Origin of the sequence: Streptomyces sp. NPDC056480 (genome assembly GCF_042795405.1) — a bacterium.
Lineage (GTDB): Bacteria > Actinomycetota > Actinomycetes > Streptomycetales > Streptomycetaceae > Streptomyces.
Window position 1 is genome coordinate 72971 of the sequence record NZ_JBHTSA010000008.1, and the last position, 18433, is coordinate 91403.

General features: G+C 74.9%; 14 protein-coding genes and 1 tRNA gene. 5 read left to right on the plus strand and 10 right to left on the minus strand.

From position 1 onward, the window contains the following. Positions 1-1124 (plus strand): bifunctional 3'-5' exonuclease/DNA polymerase (locus tag ACFQ79_RS06495; protein ID WP_383579753.1); only part of this gene is annotated, 1124 nt, incomplete at its 5' end. Positions 1125-1326: 202 nt separating this feature from the next. Here the strand turns inward: ACFQ79_RS06495 and ACFQ79_RS06500 are convergent. Beyond that, a complete protein-coding gene (locus tag ACFQ79_RS06500) occupies positions 1327-2721 on the minus strand; it encodes a hypothetical protein (RefSeq protein WP_383579755.1) in 1395 nt (464 codons plus the stop codon). Between the two features lie 122 nt (positions 2722-2843). Further along, the gene (locus ACFQ79_RS06505; protein ID WP_383579757.1) at positions 2844-3353 is read right to left on the minus strand and encodes a SigE family RNA polymerase sigma factor; all 510 of its coding nucleotides are present in this window, start codon (positions 3351-3353) and stop codon (positions 2844-2846) included. A gap of 151 nt (positions 3354-3504) precedes the next feature. Here ACFQ79_RS06505 and ACFQ79_RS06510 point away from each other — a divergent pair, with 151 nt between their 5' ends. Together ACFQ79_RS06510 and ACFQ79_RS06515 are read left to right on the plus strand one after the other, a co-directional pair. Next, positions 3505-3885 carry a DUF6479 family protein gene (locus ACFQ79_RS06510; RefSeq protein ID WP_383579759.1) on the plus strand — a complete coding sequence of 127 codons (381 nt, stop codon included), beginning with the start codon at positions 3505-3507 and terminating at the stop codon, positions 3883-3885. 30 nt (positions 3886-3915) lie between these two features. Beyond that, positions 3916-4866 (plus strand): sigma factor-like helix-turn-helix DNA-binding protein, encoded by a 951-nt coding sequence (locus tag ACFQ79_RS06515; protein WP_383579761.1) that lies wholly within the window; start codon positions 3916-3918, stop codon positions 4864-4866. A gap of 24 nt (positions 4867-4890) precedes the next feature. On the opposite strand, the gene ACFQ79_RS06520 is transcribed toward ACFQ79_RS06515, so the two are convergent. From ACFQ79_RS06520 to ACFQ79_RS06540, 5 genes are all read right to left on the minus strand, one after another. Then, positions 4891-5514, minus strand: coding sequence for a pyridoxamine 5'-phosphate oxidase family protein (locus ACFQ79_RS06520; protein WP_383579845.1), 624 nt, complete (start codon positions 5512-5514; stop codon positions 4891-4893). Positions 5515-5779: 265 nt separating this feature from the next. Next, positions 5780-5853, minus strand: a tRNA-Thr gene (locus ACFQ79_RS06525). Positions 5854-5938: 85 nt separating this feature from the next. Next, positions 5939-7501, minus strand: a complete 1563-nt coding sequence (locus ACFQ79_RS06530) for an alpha/beta hydrolase (protein ID WP_383579763.1) — start codon at positions 7499-7501, stop codon at positions 5939-5941. Positions 7502-7716: 215 nt separating this feature from the next. Then, positions 7717-8919, minus strand: coding sequence for a DNA polymerase III subunit delta' (locus ACFQ79_RS06535; protein ID WP_383579766.1), 1203 nt, complete (start codon positions 8917-8919; stop codon positions 7717-7719). A gap of 160 nt (positions 8920-9079) precedes the next feature. Further along, on the minus strand, positions 9080-9253 hold the full coding sequence (locus ACFQ79_RS06540) for a hypothetical protein (RefSeq protein WP_383579768.1): 174 nt from the start codon (positions 9251-9253) through the stop codon (positions 9080-9082). A 180-nt stretch (positions 9254-9433) separates the two neighbouring features. On the opposite strand from ACFQ79_RS06540, the gene ACFQ79_RS06545 reads away from it, so the two are divergent. Together ACFQ79_RS06545 and ACFQ79_RS06550 are read left to right on the plus strand one after the other, a co-directional pair. After that, positions 9434-10693 carry a sensor domain-containing protein gene (locus tag ACFQ79_RS06545; protein WP_383579770.1) on the plus strand — a complete coding sequence of 420 codons (1260 nt, stop codon included), beginning with the start codon at positions 9434-9436 and terminating at the stop codon, positions 10691-10693. After that, a complete protein-coding gene (locus ACFQ79_RS06550; protein ID WP_266966819.1) occupies positions 10681-11325 on the plus strand; it encodes a response regulator transcription factor in 645 nt (214 codons plus the stop codon). Before ACFQ79_RS06545 ends, ACFQ79_RS06550 begins: the two co-directional genes overlap by 13 nt. Before the next feature lie 86 nt (positions 11326-11411). On the opposite strand, the gene ACFQ79_RS06555 is transcribed toward ACFQ79_RS06550, so the two are convergent. The 3 genes from ACFQ79_RS06555 to tmk form a co-directional block, all read right to left on the minus strand. Further along, complete coding sequence (locus ACFQ79_RS06555; RefSeq protein ID WP_383579772.1) at positions 11412-13832, minus strand: FtsX-like permease family protein; 2421 nt, start codon at positions 13830-13832, stop codon at positions 11412-11414. Continuing rightward, the gene (locus tag ACFQ79_RS06560) at positions 13829-14653 is read right to left on the minus strand and encodes an ABC transporter ATP-binding protein (protein ID WP_383579774.1); all 825 of its coding nucleotides are present in this window, start codon (positions 14651-14653) and stop codon (positions 13829-13831) included. The genes ACFQ79_RS06555 and ACFQ79_RS06560 overlap by 4 nt, the downstream gene beginning before the upstream one ends. Before the next feature lie 97 nt (positions 14654-14750). Then, positions 14751-18263: a dTMP kinase gene (gene tmk, locus ACFQ79_RS06565; RefSeq protein ID WP_383579776.1), complete on the minus strand. Its 3513-nt coding sequence runs from the start codon at positions 18261-18263 to the stop codon at positions 14751-14753. Between the last annotated feature and the right edge of the window lie 170 nt (positions 18264-18433).

Sequence of the window (18433 nt, forward strand, 5' to 3'; positions counted from 1 at the left end):
GCCGGCACTACCGGCTGGGCGCGGGGTCCGGGGGGGGGGCCGACCCCCGCCGTCTCGCGGTGCTCGCGGCGGGGGTGGGGGCGGCCTGCGGCCGCCGGGTCCGGCCGGACCTGCCCGCCGATGTGGTGAAGGCCTTCGCGCAGGCCGGGATGCGGCTGAGGTCGACCCGCCGCTGGGAGCTGGAGGAGCTCGACCACCCGGCGGTGAAGCCGCTGATCGCGTACAAGAAGCTGTACCGGATCTGGACGGCGCACGGCTGGTCGTGGCTCCAGGACTGGGTGCGGGACGGCCGGTTCCGGCCGGAGTACCTGCCCGGGGGCACGGTCAGCGGGCGCTGGACGACCAACGGCGGCGGGGCCCTGCAGATCCCGAAGGTGATCCGGCGCGCGGTGGTCGCGGACGAGGGCTGGCGTCTCGTCGTGGCCGACGCCGACCAGATGGAGCCGCGCGTGCTCGCCGCGATCTCCCGGGACCCGGGCCTGATGGAGGTCGCGGGGCATCCCGACGACCTGTACACCCGGCTCTCGGACCGGGCGTTCTCCGGCGACCGCGACCACGCCAAGATCGCGCTCCTGGGCGCGATCTACGGGCAGACCAGCGGCGACGGCCTGAAGAACCTGGCGGCGCTGCGGCGCCGTTTCCCGCGCGCGGTGGCCTATGTCGACGAGGCGGCGAAGGCGGGCGAGGAGGGCCGGCTCGTACGGACCTGGCTGGGCCGGACCAGCCCGCGTGCGGTCGGGTCGGGCGAGGACGAGGAGGCGGGCCTGCCGCAGGAGGGCGGCGAACCAGCGGCGGAGGAGGCTGAGTTCACCCCCGGCTACGCCTCGGGGAACGCCCGGGCGCGGGGCCGGTTCACCCGTAACTTCGTGGTGCAGGGCAGTGCGGCCGACTGGGCGCTACTGATGCTGGCGGCCCTGCGGCGCGCGCTCTCCGGGATGCGGGCGGAGCTGGTGTTCTTCCAGCACGACGAGGTGATCGTGCACTGCCCGGCGGAGGAGGCGGAGGCCGTCACGGCGGCGATCCGGGCGGCGGGGGACGAGGCGGGCCGGATCGCGTTCGGGGACACGCCGGTGCGCTTCCCGTTCACGGTGGCCACGGTGGAGCGGTACGCGGACGCGAAGTAGCCACGGGGGAGCAGCGGTACGCGGACGGGAGAAGCAACCACGGGGAAGGCGTACGCGGACGAAAGAAGCAGTCACGGTGGAGGCGTACGCGGACGGGAGGCGCAACCACGGTGGAGGCGTACGCGGACGGGAGAAGCAGCCGCAACGGAACGGCGGATGGGCCCCGCGCCTGTGCGCGCGGGGCCCTCACCTGCCCGGCCGTCTACTTCAGCGGCAGCTTCTGCCACCTCTGGCTCAGCGCGATCGACCTCAGCTGCCGCATCGTCAGCGCGGGCTCGGCGCGGGTGGCCGCCTCGTGCTGGGTGCCGGCGTTGAACGCGGAGACGACGACCCGGAAGCCCTCCGGGGTGATGGTGTCGGCCGTCCACCAGACGACGCCCTCGCCGCCCTTCTCGCCCGGCTGCCGGGTGAGCTTGACCCTGCGGCCGTCGGGGAGCGTGGTGACGTCCCCGCTGCCGAAGAGGTCGCCGGCCACGTCCGACATGTTCGGCTGGACGTTGATCTGGACGAGGCTCTTGCCCTTGCCGTCGTCGACGACCACATAGGCGTACTCGCCTTCGCCGCCCTTGTCGGCGACCTTCAGGCCCTTGGGAAGGAGGGAGCGCAGGGTCGACTGGACGGCGGCGCCGTTCGGCTCCACGTGCCGCGACGGCTCGCCCTTGCCGCCCTCGCCTCCCTGACCGGCCCCACTGCCCTGGCCGGCCCCACTGCCCTGACCGGCCCCACTGCCCTGACCGGCCCCACTGCCTTGGCCGCCCTCGCCGCCGCCGGACATGTCCACGCTCTCGGGCAGCTGGGCGAGCAGCGGACCCCAGTCGGGGGCCGTGACGAGCGCCTTGAGCTGGGCGGGGGTGAAGGGCGGGTTCTCACGGCTGACGGGAGCGCCCTTCTCCGCGGCGGCGTTGTACTCGCTCACGTCGATCAGGAAGCCGTCCCGGGTGAGCAGGACCGCACGCCAGGCCTTGGTCTCCTCACGCTTGTCGGGATACTCGTACCCCTGGAGGATCATGAGCCGGGAGCCGCCCGTCAGCTTCTCCTCGGTGCAGTCGTCGTAGGGGACGGCGACCTTGTCCGGGCAGGCGATCTGGTCCTCGCCCGCCTCGCCGGTGCCCGTACGGAAGAGGCCGACGGTGACGGCGGCCTTGCCGTCGCCGTCGTCGAAGACGCCGCCGGCCGACTGGCCGAAGCCGTCGAGGCCGTCGATCTCCCAGGTCCCCGCCGGAGTGTTGGCCTTGAGGGCGGCGGCGATGTCCTTGACGGGGATCTTCGCCTCGCCCGGCAGCTGCTTCCCGGGGACGGGGTCGGCGGTGGCGGTGGCGGAGGGCTTGGGCGGCGCCGCCACCGAGGTCTTCGGCGCGTCCGCGGAGCGCGACAGCAGCGAGCCGCCGTACGCGCCGCCGATGCCGACGGCGGCGAGCGTGAGGACGCCGCCGGTCACCGCGAGCCGACGGCGGAGCAGGCGCCGCCTGCCGCGCCGCAGCCCGCCCTCGACCAGCTCGCGCCGGTCGCCTGCGGCGAAGCCGTCGCCGGTGCGTCGCAGGATCGCACCGAGCTGGTCCTCGAACCCTTCGTGCTGGGGGCCTTCGTTCTGAGGCATGTCGAATTCACCGTCTCCGGTCGGGGGGATGAGGAAGCGTCAGGTGGAGGAGGGAGCGTGGAGGAGGAAGCCCCGCAGGGGCGGGGTGAAGGTGGTGCGGCCGACGGGGGGGGCGGCGGCGGTCAGTGCGCGGCGAACTCGGCGATGCTGCCGCCGAGTCGTTCGCGCAGCTTCGCGAGAGCGCGTACGGAGCGGGTGCGTACCGCGGCGGAACTGACGTGCAGGGCGTCGGCGGTCTCCTCGATGCTGCGGTCCTCCCAGTACCGCAGCACCACGACCGCCCGGTCCTTGGCGGCGAGCCCGGCCAGCGCGTCGAGCAGCGCGATCCGCAGCGCCGGGTCCTCGCCGTAGTCGGGGGCGCGGTCGGGGAGCTCGCCGAGCGGGCGCTCGGTGGCCGACCGGCGCCGCTGGTGGCTGAGGAACGTGCGGACGAGCACGGTCTGCGCGTACGCGGCAGGGTTCCCGATCCGGGCCATGCGGCCCCACAGGGCGTACATCCTGCCGAGCGTCTCCTGGGTGAGGTCCTCGGCGAGATGGGTGTCCCCACTGGTCAGCAGGCATGCCGAGCGGAACAGCGGGCCCGTGCGTGCGGCGGCGAACTCCAGGAACTCGTCCGCGCGGGACTTTCTCATGCCCCTCCTTTCCCTCGCGGTCACGTGGTGTGGTCGCCGTACACCTCATTGACGCGACGGGGAGGGGCGAATGTTTCAGCGCCTTCGACGGAATCTGCAGGCGTCTTCGCCAAGTGCGTCCAAAAGGGCGGAAAAGGGGTAATCCTGGAGTATGAACACTCTCAGCGCAGCCCAGACCCTGGCCGCGGGAGTCTGGCAGTCAGGCCTCGGACAGGTGCTCGGCGGGCTTGTCATCGTCGCCGTACTGATCGGGGCGGTCTGGCTGGGCTTCCGGGTCCGCGACCGCGAATCCAATCCGCCCAAGCCCGACGAGCAGCCCCATCGGCCGGACGACGGCAGCCTGCCGGGCGAGGCGTCCGGGTACCGCAGGCCGACCGAGATGCCGCAGACGGACGGCGAGCACCGGCTCATGCCCTACCAGCTCAAGGACGGCTCGGAGGCGTCACCCGACCCGCCGACCGAGGAGAAGCGCAAGTGGGGCGGGATCTCCAGCGGAGGCTTCGGCAGCGGAGGCACGGGTCACGGCGACTGAACCCTTCCTGCCCGACGGAGGCCACGCCCCGTGGATGAGAACGCTGTCCCCGCAACGCTCCCGGGAGCCCTCGCCACCGCTCCCTTCGAGGAGCACCGACCGCACCTGCGAGCCGTCGCGTACCGCCTCCTCGGCACCTCCGAGGAGGCGGACGAGGCGGTGGAGGAGGTCAGGAGGACCTGGCCGGCCCGGCACCCCCCGATCGCCCCGGGCCCGGTCCCCGCACCGTACGACCCTGTCGAGGCCGTCGCACGCGTCTGCCTGGACCGGCTCAGGTCCCGCGAGACCCACCGCGAACACCCCTGGGATCCGTGGGACCCCTGGGCCTCGGGCATGCCGGACCACGGGCACGACCACGGGGAACCGGACCGCCGGCACGACCACGGGGAACCGGACCACCGGCACGACCCCGGGGAACCGGACCACCGGCACGACCCCGAGGAACCGCCCCCGCCGACGGCCCTCGACGGACTGACACCACCGGAACGGCTCGCGTTCGTCCTGCACGACGAGTTCTCCGTCCCGTACGAGCGGATCGCCCCGATCCTGGAACGCACCCCGGCCGCCACCCGCCAGCTCGCCGGCCGGGCCCGCTACCGGCTGCGGGAGGCCGAGGAGATGCCGGAGCCGGACCTGCCGCGCCAGCGGGACGTCGTCGCGGCCTTCCTGGCGGCCGCGCGAAGCGGTGACGCCGCCGGCGTGCACGACCTCCTCGACCCCGACGTGGTGCTGCGGGCCGACGCCACGGCCGAACGGACCGGGGCGACGGCCGTGCACGGCCCCGGAGCCGTCGCCGAGGCGATCGCCCGCCAGGTGAGCACGGCCAGAAAGGCCCTGGTGGACGGGGCGGCGGGGCTGGCCTGGCCGGCGGAGGGCGACCCGCGGCTCGTGTTCGCCTTCACCGTCCTGGAGGACCGGATCACCGCGATCGACGCCCTGTCGGACGCGGACCACATCGGCCGCCTGAGGCTCCAGCTCTGAGCCCCCTCCGCGCGCGCCCCCGGCTCACTCCCCGAGGACACGCCCCGCACGGGAGGCCACATGGTCCGGCGGTACGACCCCGGCGGGCAGCACGGGATCGGTGACCGGCTCGCCGAAGGTGGTCACCACGGGCAGCACCCCGGCCCACAGTCCGAGCGCCGCGTCCTCGGAATCCCCGTCGTCCGGCGGCCCGCCGCGGGTCTTCACGGAGGCCTCGGTCAGGTCGAGCGCGAGCACGGCGGTCGCGGCCAGCTCCTTGCGGCTGGGCTGCCGCACGTACTCCCACTGCCCCGGGGAGCTCTGCTCGGTGAGCGCCCGCAGACCACGCAGCTTCTCGTCCGGGTCGGTCACGACGCGCGGGACGCCGTAGATCATCGCGCAGCGGTAGTTCACCCCGTGCTCGAAGACGGAGCGGGCCAGCACCAGCCCGTCGACGTGGGTGACGGTGACGCAGACGGTGGTGTCGGGCGCCTGGACGAGGCTGCGGCTGGCGACGGACCCGTGCAGGTACAGCCGGTCGCCCTCGACTCCGTACACGGTGGGCACCACCATCGTCGTCCCGTCGACGGGGACGCCGAGATGACAGAGGAACCCGGCCCGGAGGACGGCGTCGAGATCGGCCCGCCGATGACTGCCCTTCTCCCGCATCCGCCGCAACCGGGTCCGCTCGGTGACGGCCGCCTCCTCGTCCCCGCCGACCCTGTCCGTGCCGCCGCTCACGCTTCCCCCAGGTACCTCGCCCGACGCGAAAGATCTTCCGGAGTTGTACGGCCTCCGGCCCCCGCCCCGCCACCACCGCCCATCTACCGGACCGGAAGCCCCCGGCGGAAGCGGTCTTTCCGCGGACGGCGATCCCCGCATCCGGGCATGAAAAAGCCCCAGGTCACGGCGAGTGAGTCCTGGGGCTGATCCGAGCCGCCTTCGGGATTCGAACCCGAGACCTACGCATTACGAGTGCGTTGCTCTGGCCAACTGAGCTAAGGCGGCACGCCGTCCGAACCCATGGTGGGTGCAGCAGCGACGCCAAGTCTACACAGTTTCCCGGGGTGCTCCGACCACCCCCGGAGAGGGCCTATGAGCAGCGCTTTCCTTCGGCCGGAGGGGTGCCGTCGAGGAGGTAGGTGTTGATCGCCGTGTCGATGCAGTCACTGCCCCGGCCGTACGCGGTGTGGCCGTCGCCCTCGTACGTGAGGAGCGTGCCGGAGGAGAGCTGACCGGCGAGGGACTGGGCCCACTTGTACGGGGTGGCCGGGTCGCGGGTGGTGCCGACGACCAGGATCGGGGCGGCGCCCTCGGCGGTGATCCGGTGGGGGCCGCCGGTGGGCGGGGTCGGCCAGGAGGTGCAGTTGAGGGCCGCCCAGGCGAGGCCCCTGCCGAAGACCGGGGAGGCCTTCTCGAAGGACGGCACGGCCTTCGAGACATCGGCCGGGCCCCGGTAGGCGGCCGGCAGGTCGAGGCAGTTCACGGCCGCGTTGGCGAACATCAGGTTGGCGTAGGTGCCGTTCGGCTCCCGCTCGTAGTAGCTGTCGGCCAGCGCCAGGAGGCCCGAGCCCTCGCCGCCGATCGCCTGCGTGAGGGCCTCCCGCAGCTGGGGCCAGGCGCCCTCGTCGTACATCGCCGCGATCACGCCGGTGGTGGCGAGGGACTCGCCGAGCGGCCTGCTCTCCCCGGTGGGCACCGGATCGGCGTCCACGTCGCGGAAGAACTTCTTCATGGCCTCACCGGCCGCCTCGACCGACGCCGTGCCCAGCGGGCAGTCCGGCTGGGTCACGCAGTCCGCGGCGAAGGCCCGGAACGAGGTCTCGAAGCCGGCGGTCTGGTCGCGGTTGAGGTCGATCGCCGGCAGCGACGGGTCCATCGCGCCGTCGAGGACGAGACGGCCGACCCGGTCCGGGAACAGCTCGGCGTACGTGGCGCCGAGGAACGTGCCGTACGAGGCCCCCACATAGCTGAGCTTCTCGTCGCCGAGCACCGCCCGCAGGATGTCCATGTCACGGGCCGTCTCGACGGTGGAGACATGCGGCAGGATCGCCCGCGACTTCTTCGCGCAGCCCGCCGAGAAGCGCTTGAAGGCGGCACTCAGCGCGTTGACCTCCGCGGTGTCGTCGGGGGTCTGGTCGACCTGCGTGAACGTGTCCATCTGGGGACCCGTCAGACACTCGACCGGCTCACTGCGCGCCACTCCGCGCGGGTCGACGGCCACCATGTCGTAGCGGGCGCGGACGGGGGCGGGGTAGCCGACGCCCGCGTACCCCTGGAGGTAGCCGACGGCGGACCCGCCGGGTCCGCCCGGGTTGACCAGGAGCGAACCGAGCCGCTTGCCGGGGCCGGTCGCCCGCACCCGCGAGACCGCCAGGTCGATCTGCTCCCCGTCCGGCTCCGCGTAGTCCAGCGGGGCCTTCAGGGTCGCGCACTGGAAGCCCGTGACGCCGCAGTCGCGCCAGGTCGGCTTCTGTCCGTAGAACCTCTTCAGGGCCTCCGGCGAGGAGGAGGGCGAAGCGGAGGGCGAGGCCTGCCGGGCGGCCGCCGTGGTGCGGGACGCCGCCGCGTCGCTTCCGCCCGAGCAGCCGGAGAGGATCAGTCCGGCGGCCGCGAGGGCCGTGGCGGACGTACGGAGCAAGCGCCTGGAGTCCATTCCCGGAGCGTATCCGGAGCGGTACGCACCGTGTCCAATCGGACTCAGGACCCCACCCTGTCGACGACGTCCGGTCCCGCGCCGCCGTGCCGGACTCCGCGAACCCGGCCCGATCGGCACGACACCCCGAGTGCTGCGGCGCCGGCTTCCGAGTCCCGCATTGCCGGCGTCCCAGTCCCGCAGCGCCGGCTTCCGAGTCCCGCAGCGCCGGCTTCCTAGTCCCGCAGCGCCAGCGTCATCGCCTCCATCGCGAGCAGCGGGGCCACCTGGCGGTCGAGGGCCTCGCGGCAGGCCAGGACCGCCTCGATGCGGCGGAGGGTGCGCTCCGGCGTGGTGTCCTGGGCGATCCGCTCGATCGCGTCCCGCACGTCCGTGTTGGCGAGGGCCGTGCGCGAGCGCAGCTGGAGCGCGAGGACATCGCGGTAGAAGCCGGTCAGTTCGGTGAGCGCGAGGTCCAGGCTGTCGATCTGCGTCCGCTTCTTGCGCCGCTTCTGGTCCGCTTCCAGGTCCTTCATCACGCCGGCCGTGCCGCGCGGCAGCCGCCCGCCGGGGCCCACGCCGAGAGCAGCCTTCAGCTCCTCGGTCTCCCTGGCGTCGGTCTCCTCCGCCACCTGGTTCGCGTCCTCCGTCGCCGTGTCGATCAGCTCCTGGGCGGCCTTCAGGCAACCGCCGACGTCATGGACCCGCAGGGGCACCTTGAGGACGGCGGCCCGGCGCGCACGGGCCCGCTCGTCGGTGGCGAGCCGCCGGGCCCGGTCGATGTGCCCCTGGGTGGCCCGGGCGGCGGCGTGGGCCGTCTCCGGTTCGATGCCGTCACGCCGTACGAGCACGTCGGCGACCGCGTCCACCGGGGGCGTCCGGAGGTTCAGGTGGCGGCACCGGGAGCGGATCGTGGGCAGCACGTCCTCGATCGAGGGGGCGCAGAGCAGCCAGACGGTCCGCGGAGCGGGCTCCTCCACGGCCTTCAGGACCGCGTTGGCCGACTTCTCGTTCAACCGCTCGGCGTCCGCCACCAGGATCACCTGCCAGCGGCCGTTCGCGGGCGCGGTGTACGACTTGCGGACGGTGTCCCGCATGTCCTCGACCCTGACCACGGCACCGACGGCGGTGACCGTGGTGATGTCGGCGTGGGTGCCGACCAGTGCCGTGTGGCAGCCGGTGCAGAACCCGCAGCCCGGTGCCCCGCCGAGCGCCCGGTCGGGACTCACGCACTGCAACGCGGCGGCGAACGCCCGCGCGGCGGTCTCCACCCCGGACCCCGGCGGGCCGGTGAAGAGCCAGGCGTGGGTCATCGTCGAGCCCTCGGGGTCGGGCTCTCCGGCGGCATGGGCGGTCACGAGCGCGTCGGCGTCCCGCGCGGCCGCAGCGAGCTGCTCCTCGACCTTCGCCTGTCCGACCAGGTCGTCCCATACGGCCATGTCTGCCCCTCCTCAGGTACGCCCTCCATTGTGGGGCAGTCCTCTGACAGCACCCGCCGCGCGAAGGGTCGGGCCTCCGTGCCGCGACGGGTCGGGCCTCCTTGTCGCGGCGGTTCGGGCCTCCATGCCGCGACGGGTCAGGCCTCCTTGTCGCGGCGGGTCAGGCCTCCTTGTCGCGGCGGGTCAGCCACAGTCCGGCGGCGGAGCCGAGCAGGACCGTGCCCGTGGCGACGCTCGCCGTCACGTGGGCGGCGCCGGTCAGGTCGGCGACGGTGTTGACGTAGGCGTTGCCGAGGACGCTCGCCGTGAGCAGCAGCCAGAACAGGACACGCATCGGATCTCCGTGGATGGGTCGGGGTGGGTGAAGGAGAAGCGAGGGGGCTCGAAAGGGTGCGGCCCCCACACATTCGATCTTCGGCGTCCCGGCGCTCCGGCACAGCGGTGCCCGCCCCCCGACCGCTGGTGGTGCCTGCTCCACCGCGCTCCTCGGGTCCGCCCGCATAACCTGGCGGGTATGCGCGACGCGATCAAGGAATCCGGCCGGGCGTCGCTCCATCTCCTGAGCGGGGCCGCGATCGCGATCCTCTGCTACCTGATGATCGGCGTCGCCCTCTTCACGGCCTTCCTCACCGTCACCGTCATCGGCGCGGGCGTGCTCCCCGAGAGCGTGCTGCTGCTGCGCCGGCTGGCCGGCCGGGAGCGGCGCCGGACCGCCGCCCGGACCGGAACGCCCGTTCCCGAGGCGTATCTGCCGCTCGAAGGCCCCCTCCCCGCGCGCGTCCGGACCGCCGTCACCGATCCGGGCACGGGGCGGGACCTGATCTGGGCGGCCGCCCAGCTGCTGTACGGCATGGGGGTCTGGTTCGCCTCGCTGGTGCTGTGGCCGCCCGCGCTGCTGGTCGACGGCGTGGTGACCGGGCTCGCGGGCCGGCCGCCGGTGGTCCTGCCGCTGATCGGACGGCTCGCCGACCTGGGGGCCGAGTGGTCGCGCGCGCTGCTCACGCCGACCCCCGCGGCCGCGCGGGCCGCCGTGCTCGCCGCCCGGGTCGAGGAGCTCACGGCCACCCGGGCGGGCGCGATCGCCGCGCACGGCGCCGAGCTGCGCCGGATCGAGCGCGATCTGCACGACGGCACGCAGGCGCGTCTCGTGGCGCTCTCCATGCGGATCGGCCTGGCCAAACGGGCGTACGACTCCGATCCCGTGGCCGCGCGCAAGCTCCTCGACGACGCGCAGACGCAGGCCGAGGAGGCGCTGGCCGAGCTGCGGCACGTGGTGCGCGGCATCCACCCGCCGATCCTCACCGACCGGGGTCTGACCGGGGCGGTGCGGGCCCTCGCCGCGAGCAGCGGTCTGGAGGTGGAGGTGTCCGTGACGGGTCTGGCCGACCACGCTCCCGGCGGCCGACCGGAGCCCGGCGTCGCCGCCCACACCCCCGGCCGCCGACCGGAGCACGGCGGCACCGCCCGCGTGGCCGCCCCGCGCGCTCCCGCCGCCGTCGAGGCCGCCGCGTACTTCGTGGTCGCCGAGGCCCTCACCAACGCCGCCAAGCACAGCGGCGCCACCCGCGCCTCCGTCGCCCTCATCCGCGAACCGACCGCGCTTCGCGCGCGCGTGGCGGACGAGGGCCGGGGCGGGGCCGAGGCCGGCGAGAGCGGCGGCTCCGGGCTCGTCGGCATGCGCCGCCGGGTCGCCGCGCTCGACGGCACCGTACGACTGACCAGCCCCGTAGGGGGCCCGACCGTGATCGAAGTGGAGCTTCCGTGCGTGTGGTGATCGCCGAGGACAACGTCCTCCTGCGGGAGGGGCTCGTGCTGCTGCTGACCTCGTCCGGCCATGAGGTCGCCGGGGTCGCGGGTACCGGCCCCGAGGTCCTGCCGCTGCTCCTGGAGCACCGCCCGGACGTGGCCGTCCTGGACGTACGGATGCCGCCCGGCTTCCGCGACGAGGGGCTGCGGGCGGCGCTCGCGGCCCGCGAGCAGCTGCCGGACCTTCCGGTGCTGGTGCTCTCCCAGTACGTGGAGGAGACCTACGCCGCCGAACTCCTGGGCGGCGGCGCGCGGGGCGTCGGCTACCTCCTGAAGGACCGGGTGGGCCGGGTGGACGAGTTCCTCGACGCCCTGGAACGGGTCGCCGCCGGCGGTACGGCCCTGGACCCGGAGGTCGTCACCGAGCTGCTCTCCCGCCGTCGCGACGACCCTCTGGACTCCCTCACGCCCCGCGAGCGCGAGGTCCTCGAACTGATGGCGCAGGGGCACGACAACGGCACGATCGCCCGCTCGATGGTGGTCACCGAGCGGGCCGTGCACAAGCACATCGGCAATGTCTTCCTGAAGCTCGGCCTGCCGCCGAGCGACAGCGGCGGCCACCGCCGGGTCCTCGCCGTCCTCGCCTACCTCGACGCCTGAGGCACACCTCGACACCTGAGTCGTGCCTCGACGCCTGAGTCACACCTCGACACCTGCGTCACGCCTCGACGCCCGAGTCCCGCGAGTCAGGCCCGCTGCCGCCGCGAGGGCAGGAACACACCCGCCACCACCGTGACCACCACCGCGCCGGCGATCAACGCCGCCTGCTCGGGCGGCAGGTACGGCAGCCCACCCGTGAGCGACCAGGCGAAGGCGGTCAGCGGCAGCGCGGCCACCACGACACCGACGAGCAGGCCGGTGGCGGTCAGGAACCCCGCCTCCAGGCCGAGCATCCGGCGCAGCTGACCGGCCGACGCGCCCACCTGGCCGAGGAGGTGGAGTTCGCCGCGCCGTCCCGCTCCGATGAGGGTGAGGGTGCTGAGGACGGAGAGGAGGGTGAGGCCGCCGATCGCGGAGACGATCACGGCCGAGACGATGCCGTGGAGCGCGGCGCCCGGCGGGCTCACCTGCTCGGGCGGCACGGGGGAGCCCGCGGCCGCCTTCGCCGTGGACGCCAGGACGCGCGCGGGGTACGGATCGCTCATGTGCGGGGCCAGTTCGGCCTTCGGGAGCAGGAACTCGCCGAGCGCGAGGGAGCGTTCGTACACCGCCACCACCCGAAGCCGCTTCGGTGTGCCGTCCCCGAGCCGCAGGTCCACCGTCGAACCGGGCCGTGCGTCCAGCGAGTCGGCCATGTCCGCGCCGACCGCGACCGTGCCCGTACGGGCGAGTCCGGCCAGGTCACCCGCGACGACCCCGGGGTCGAGCGTGCCCGCCAGGCCCGCCGCGTCCACGCCGAGCACCGGAAGCCGGTCGAGGCGCGGCGCACCGGCCTCGGTGCGGGCCAGGACGGCCGTGGAACGCAGTACGTCCGTGGCCGCCTCGACCCCCGGCATCTGCCGCACCCGCTCCGCGGTCGTGCCGGTGAGCGCGAGGTCCGCGGTGGTCGCGGCGCGTGCCTGCTCGTCGGCGGCCCGTCCCATCGTGGTGCCCGCCGAGAGCTGCACGAGCGCGAAGGCGGTGACGAGGACGACCGGTACGAGTGCCGCGCCGAGGCGCCGCGAGTGGGCGCTCGCACCGGCGGCGGTGAGCCGTCCGGGCGCGCCGCCGAGCCGGCGGAACGGCAGGTCGAGGAGCTTCATCGCGGCCCCGGCAATCCAGGGGCCGAGCACCGCGCACCCGGCGACCAGCGTCACCGTGGCCGCCCCGGCGGCGGCGCCGGCGGCCTCGCCGCCCTGGGCCGTGGCGGTGACCGCCGACGCCACGCCCAGCAGGATCAGCGCGATCCCGACGACCCGCCGCACGCCGCCCTTCCCCGGCCGCCCGGGCCGCCGGGCGGCGAAGAGGACGACGAGCCTGGCGATCCCCACGACCACGGCGGCGACCACGAGGGAGGCGGCGAACAGCCAGGGCGGGGAGGGGAGTTCGAGACCCTCCGGGACGACCCCGGCACGGGTCCGCAGTGCCGCCCACAGCCCGAGGAACACGGGGACGGCCACGACCGCGCCGCACAGCGCCGCGAGCCCCGCCACCCGGGTCACCTCCCGGCCGGCCGCCGCCCGCACCTGACGGGCCGTCGCGCCGACGGAGAGCAGCAGTTCCCGCTCACCGGAGCGCTGCTGGAGCGCCTGCGCGACGAGCGAGGCGAGCACGAGTACGGCGACGAGCACGACGGTCCCGGAGATCGCCGCGAGGAGCTGGAGGAGCTCCATGCGCGCGGGCGCCGCGGCGAGGTGCTCGGGACCGCCCCGGCCGTCGCCGGTGAGCGCCCGGAGCGGCTGCCCCGAGGCGGTGTCCTCGAGTCCGGCGTCGTCCAGGGCCGCCCGCACGCGCGCGTGGAGGGTGTCGACGGGTACGCCGGGTTCGGCGAGCACGCCGACGGCGTCGACGGAGCCCGGGTGTCCGGCGAGCCTCCGCGCCTCGGCCGCCGTGACGTACAGCGCGGCGGGCCCGTCGGCGAGGCCGACGACCTTCCGCCCGGCGACGGTGTCCCCGACCCGCGCCCCGGCACCCGAGCCCATGACGGCCTCTCCGGCGCCGCGCGGCTCCCGCCCGTCGACCAGCCGGTACGGGGCCAGCCGAGCGGCCTCCCAGGACCGCCCGTCGTAGGCCTTCGGGTCCGCGTGGGCGCCGGTGCCCGGCTCCCGTACGACGAAGGTGTGGTCCGGCACCGCGGCCCGGACCCCGGGGACCGCGCGCAGCACGTCGGCGGTCGCGCTCGGGATCCGTACCCGCTCGGTCAGTCCTGCCGACTGTGTCTGCGTCTCGCTCCCCCACGGCTTCGTGGTCCAGCGGACCTCCTGGTCACCGGCGACGACGACGGACGCGGCGGCGTACCGCTCCACGCGCGCGTGGCCGAGCCCCGCCGAGCCGGCGGCGAGGGCCAGGGCCCCGAGGAGCACGGAGGTGACGGCGACGGCGGCGAACACGGCCGCCCACGCCTTCCGGTGCGCCCGCAGGGAGCGGGCCGCGAGCAGCCGGACCGCGGGGTTCCCGAGCGGCTTCACCCGGCCACCGCCGTCCGGCCGAACGTGTGACCGGTGCCCGGAAGGTGCGCGCCCAGCATCTCCCGTACCCCCGGCTCGTCCGGACGGTCGAGGCGTCCGGCGAGCCTGCCCCGGTCGAGGAACACGGCCTCGTCCGTCCAGGCGGCGGCCACGGGGTCGTGGGTGACGAGGACGACGGTGGTCCCCCGTTCGTCGACCGCGCGGCGCAGCAGGGCGAGGACGCCGGCCGCCGTGACCGGGTCGAGGGCGGCGGTCGGCTCGTCGGCGAAGACGACATCGGGTTCGTTGACCAGGGCGCGGGCGATGGCCACCCGCTGGCGCTGACCGCCGGACAGGTTCTCCGGCCTGTCCCCGGCCCGGTCCGCGAGGCCGACGGCCGCGAGACCGGCGAGGGCGCGGGCGTCGAGCTCCCGGCCCTCCCGGGCTCCGGCGAGAAGCAGCGGCAGGGTGACGTTCTCCCGCACGTCGAGGGCGGAGACGAGGTTCAGCGACTGGAAGACGAAGCCGATCCGGTCGCGGCGGAGCCGGGTGAGTCCGGCCGCCTTCAGCGTGGCGAGGTCGGTGCCCCCGATCCGTACCGTTCCGGTCGTCGGCCGTTCGAGTCCCGCGGCGCACCGCAGCAGGGTGGACTTGCCGGAACCCGAGGGGCCCATCACGGCCACGAACCGGCCGCGCGGCACGGTCAGACTCACCCCGTCGAGCGCGGGGGCCCCGCGCCCGTACGTCCGGCCCACCCCGTCGAGGGCGAGGGCGGCATCCAGGGAGCGGGCGGTATCCAGGGCGCGGGCGGCACCGCTCTCCGTCACTGCAGTCGTCGTCATACCGACAACGCTAGAAAAGCGCAGGTCAGCGCGGTATGGGGCTGGCTTCCCGATGAGGGGTGGAGCTAGCTCCACCCCTCATCCAGGGTCCAGAGGGTCAGCGGCGGCGCCGCGGGCCCTCGTCCTCGTCGTCGTGCGGGCCGAACAGCTCGTCCGCGAGCGTCGGCAGATCGTCGAGCGGGGTCTCCTCCGCCCAGTCGGAGCGACGGCGGGGCCGGCCGTTCTCGTCGAGCTGGGGCAGCTCGCGGGTCCGGTCGTTCGCCCCCTGCGGCTGCTGCCGGGCAGGCCCGGCGTCCCGGAAGATGCCCTGCGGCACCCGGTCGACCGGGTCGGACGCCGGGGTGTCCCGGACGGTCGGCAGCACGGAGGTCGACTCGGTGTCCCGCACGGTCGGCAGCACGGAGGTCGACTCGGTGTCCCGCACGGGAGGCAGGACGGCGGTCTCGTCGGCCGCGCGCTCCTCGACGATCCGGGGCAGGACGCTCGTCTCCGCCTCCGGCTTCGTGGTCCTCACGATCGGCGTGGCGACGGTGACCTCCTCGGGCGAGACGGTCGGCGCGTCCTGCTCGGCGGCCGGCTTCCCTTCCCGCGCACCGGCCGAGGTCCCGGCCGACGTCCCGGCCGAGGTCCGGGCCTGCGTCCCGGCCCGCGTCGTGCCCGGCTTCGCGATCCGCGGATCCGGCTTCACGATCGGGGTCGCCTGGGTGACCTCGTTGGCCGAGAGCTCGACGGCCGCGGCCTCGGCGGCACGCGCGGCCCGCTCGGCGGCGGCGTTCGCCTCGGCCTCGGCCCTCTCCCGCGCGGCCTTCGCGTCGGCGGCGGCCTTCGCCTCAGCCGCCGCCTTCTTCTCCGCGGCGGCCCGTTCGGCGGTGGCCTTGGCAGCCTCCGCGCGGAGGGCGGCGGCGGCTTCCGCGGCGGCACGCTCGGCCGCGGCGCGCTCCGCCGCGGCCTTGGCGGCAGCCTCGGCCGCGATCTTCTCGGCGGCCGCCTTCGCCGCGGCCTCCTCCGCCGCCTTCGCGGCAGCCGCGGCCTCGGCCATCCGGCGGGCCTCCTCGGCGCGGAGCAGGGCCTCCTCCGCCTTGCGCTGCTTCTCCAGGCGGCGTTCCTCCGCCTCGGCCCGCAGCCGGGCCTCCTCCTCGGCCTCCTTGCGGAGCCGCTCCTCTTCCTCCTTGCGCGCCTTCTCCTCGGCCGCGAGGCGCCTGCGCTCCTCCTCGGCCGCGAGGCGGGCCTCCTCGGCCTTGCGCCGGGCCTCCTCCGCCTGACGCTCGGCCTCCAGGCGGCGCGCCTCTTCCTCCTCGCGCCGCTTGCGCTCCTCCTCCTCGGCACGGAGCTTGGCGAGCTGCTCCTGGCGCTCGCGCTCCAGTCGCTCCTCCTCGGCCTTGCGGGCGGCTTCCTCCTCGGCGCGGCGGCGCGCCTCCTCCTCGGCCTTCCGGCGGGCCTCCTCGACGGCCTTCACCTCGGCCTCGGAGAGCGGCAGCATCCGGTCGAGCCGGTGGCGGACGACGGTGGTGACGGCCTCGGGCTCCTGCCCGGCGTCGACGACGAGGTAGCGGCTGGGGTCGGCGGCCGCGAGGGCGAGGAATCCGGCCCGTACGCGCGCGTGGAACTCCGGCGGCTCGGACTCCAGGCGGTCGGGCGCCTCGGTGAACCGTTCCCTCGCGGTCTCCGGGGAGACGTCGAGGACCACGGTCAGGTGCGGGACGAGCCCGTCGGTCGCCCAGCGCGAGATGCGGGCGATCTCGGTCGGGGAGAGATCGCGGCCCGCGCCCTGGTAGGCGACGGACGAGTCGATGTACCGGTCGGAGAGGACGATCGCGCCCCGCTCAAGGGCCGGCCGGACCAGGGAGTCGACGTGCTCGGCGCGGTCGGCCGCGTACAGCAGGGCCTCGGCGCGGTTCGAGAGCCCGGCCGACGACACGTCGAGGAGGATCGAGCGGAGGCGCTTGCCGATCGGGGTGGCGCCGGGCTCGCGGGTGACGACGACCTCGTGGCCCTTGGCCCGGATCCACTCGGCGAGCGCCTGGACCTGGGTGGACTTGCCGGCGCCGTCGCCGCCCTCCAGGGCGATGAAGAAGCCGGTCGTGGAGGGCGCCTGCACCGGGTCGGAGCCGCGCAGCGCGTCGCGCAGGTCGCGGCGGAGCGGGACCCCCGCCCGGTCGTCGGTCTTCGCGAGGAGGAGCGCGGCGACCGGCAGCAGCAGGGCGCCGATCAGGGCGAGCGTGAAGGCGGCGCCGCCGTGCTCGAAGACGAAGGTCCCCGAGTCGGAGGCGAGCCGGTGCGGTCCGATCGCGGCCGCGAGCAGCGGCGCGGCGAGCGCGCCGATCGCCATGCCGACGCGGGCGGTGGCCTGGAGGTGCTCGGTGGTGCGGGCCCTGCGGGGCTCCTCGGTCTCCTGGTCGACGAGGGTGTGCCCGGTGTTCGCGGCGACCCCGGCGGCGTATCCGGCGAGGACGGAGAGGAGCAGCACGGTCGCCGTGTCCGGCACCAGGCCCATCGCGATCAGCGCGACGCCGGTGACGGCGGTCACGAGCGCGAGCAGCCGGCGCCGGGACAGGACGGGCAGGACCGAGCGGGCGGTGCGGATGCCGACGGCCGTGCCGCCGCTGAGCGCGAGGACGAGCAGCGCGTACGTGACGGGCCCGCCGCCCAGGTCGTAGGCGTGGAGCACGGCGACGGACGCGGCCGCCGCGATGGCTCCGGCGACGGTGGCGCAGGCCAGGACGAGCAGCGAGAGGGCTCCGGTGCGGCCCGTCTCGGCGCCTCCTTCGGTGCCCTTCCCGGTCGGCCGGCGCAGCCCCTCCAGGGGCGAGCGGGGCCGGGGGGTCTCCCCGCCGGGCAGCGCCATGGCGTACAGGACGGTGACGGAGGCGGCGAACAGACCGGCGGCCACGTACGAGCCGAGGGCGGCCTGGTGCAGCGAGAACCAGTCGATTCCGGCGCCGAGCAGGTTGCCGATCAGGGTGGCGACGAGCAGGACGGCGGCCGCTGCGGGCACGGCGAGGAAGGCGGTGCGCTGGGAGAGCCGGCGCAGCGCGCCGAGGTGGTCGGGCAGCGGCCGTACGGCCCCGCCCTCGATCGGCGGGGCGGGCAGCAGCGCGGGCGCGGCGCCCTCGCGGCTGATCGTCCAGAGCCGCTCGGCCGCGCCGGTGACGAAGACGGTGCCGAGCAGGTACCAGAGGGCGTTGCCGGGGGTCCAGTCGATCCACAGCGGTGCGATGACGAGCAGCGCGATCCGGACGCCGTCGGCGCCGATCATGGTCCAGCGACGGTCGAGCGCGCCGCCGGGTCCGGTGAGCGCGGTCAGCGGGCCGAGGAGGACGGCTCCGAAGAGGACCGAGGCGAGCAGCCGGGCGCCGACGACGGCCGCCACGGCGAACGCGGCGCCCCGTTCTCCCCCGCCGAGCGCGCCCTCGGTCACGGCGGCCTGGAGGCCGAGGAGGACGAGCACGAGCAGGGCGAGCGCGTCGCCGGTGCTGCCGACGAAGTGGGCGCTCCACAACCTGCGCAGTGGCTGATGGCGCAAGAGGGCGCGTACGGCACGCTCCCTGGAATCCGCGACGAGTGCGGCGTCGGAATCGCCGAGGCGGTCTGGCTGCTCTGCTCGCGTCATCCGTCCACCCTATCCGGACGGCCTTGCTCCCCGTGGCCTCCGCCCGAACATCCGGACGAGCCTGTGACAGGACGAACAGAAGACGAACACAGGAACGAGAGACGGGGGTGGGGGGCGCGGCCACCACCCCCCGCGGAACCGGTCGGTACCCGGCCGGCGACACCCGCGTC

Excerpts from the sequence above, each read along its gene's own strand:
- ACFQ79_RS06500 (WP_383579755.1), bottom strand. The coding sequence starts at position 2,721 with ATGCCTCAGAACGAAGGCCCCCAGCACGAAGGGTTCGAGGACCAGCTC.
- ACFQ79_RS06505 (WP_383579757.1), bottom strand. The coding sequence starts at position 3,353 with ATGAGAAAGTCCCGCGCGGACGAGTTCCTGGAGTTCGCCGCCGCACGC.
- ACFQ79_RS06510 (WP_383579759.1), top strand. The coding sequence starts at position 3,505 with ATGAACACTCTCAGCGCAGCCCAGACCCTGGCCGCGGGAGTCTGGCAG.
- ACFQ79_RS06520 (WP_383579845.1), bottom strand. The coding sequence starts at position 5,514 with ATGCGGGAGAAGGGCAGTCATCGGCGGGCCGATCTCGACGCCGTCCTC.
- ACFQ79_RS06530 (WP_383579763.1), bottom strand. The coding sequence starts at position 7,501 with ATGGACTCCAGGCGCTTGCTCCGTACGTCCGCCACGGCCCTCGCGGCC.
- ACFQ79_RS06535 (WP_383579766.1), bottom strand. The coding sequence starts at position 8,919 with ATGGCCGTATGGGACGACCTGGTCGGACAGGCGAAGGTCGAGGAGCAG.
- ACFQ79_RS06540 (WP_383579768.1), bottom strand. The coding sequence starts at position 9,253 with ATGCGTGTCCTGTTCTGGCTGCTGCTCACGGCGAGCGTCCTCGGCAAC.
- ACFQ79_RS06545 (WP_383579770.1), top strand. The coding sequence starts at position 9,434 with ATGCGCGACGCGATCAAGGAATCCGGCCGGGCGTCGCTCCATCTCCTG.
- ACFQ79_RS06560 (WP_383579774.1), bottom strand. The coding sequence starts at position 14,653 with ATGACGACGACTGCAGTGACGGAGAGCGGTGCCGCCCGCGCCCTGGAT.
- tmk (WP_383579776.1), bottom strand. The coding sequence starts at position 18,263 with ATGACGCGAGCAGAGCAGCCAGACCGCCTCGGCGATTCCGACGCCGCA.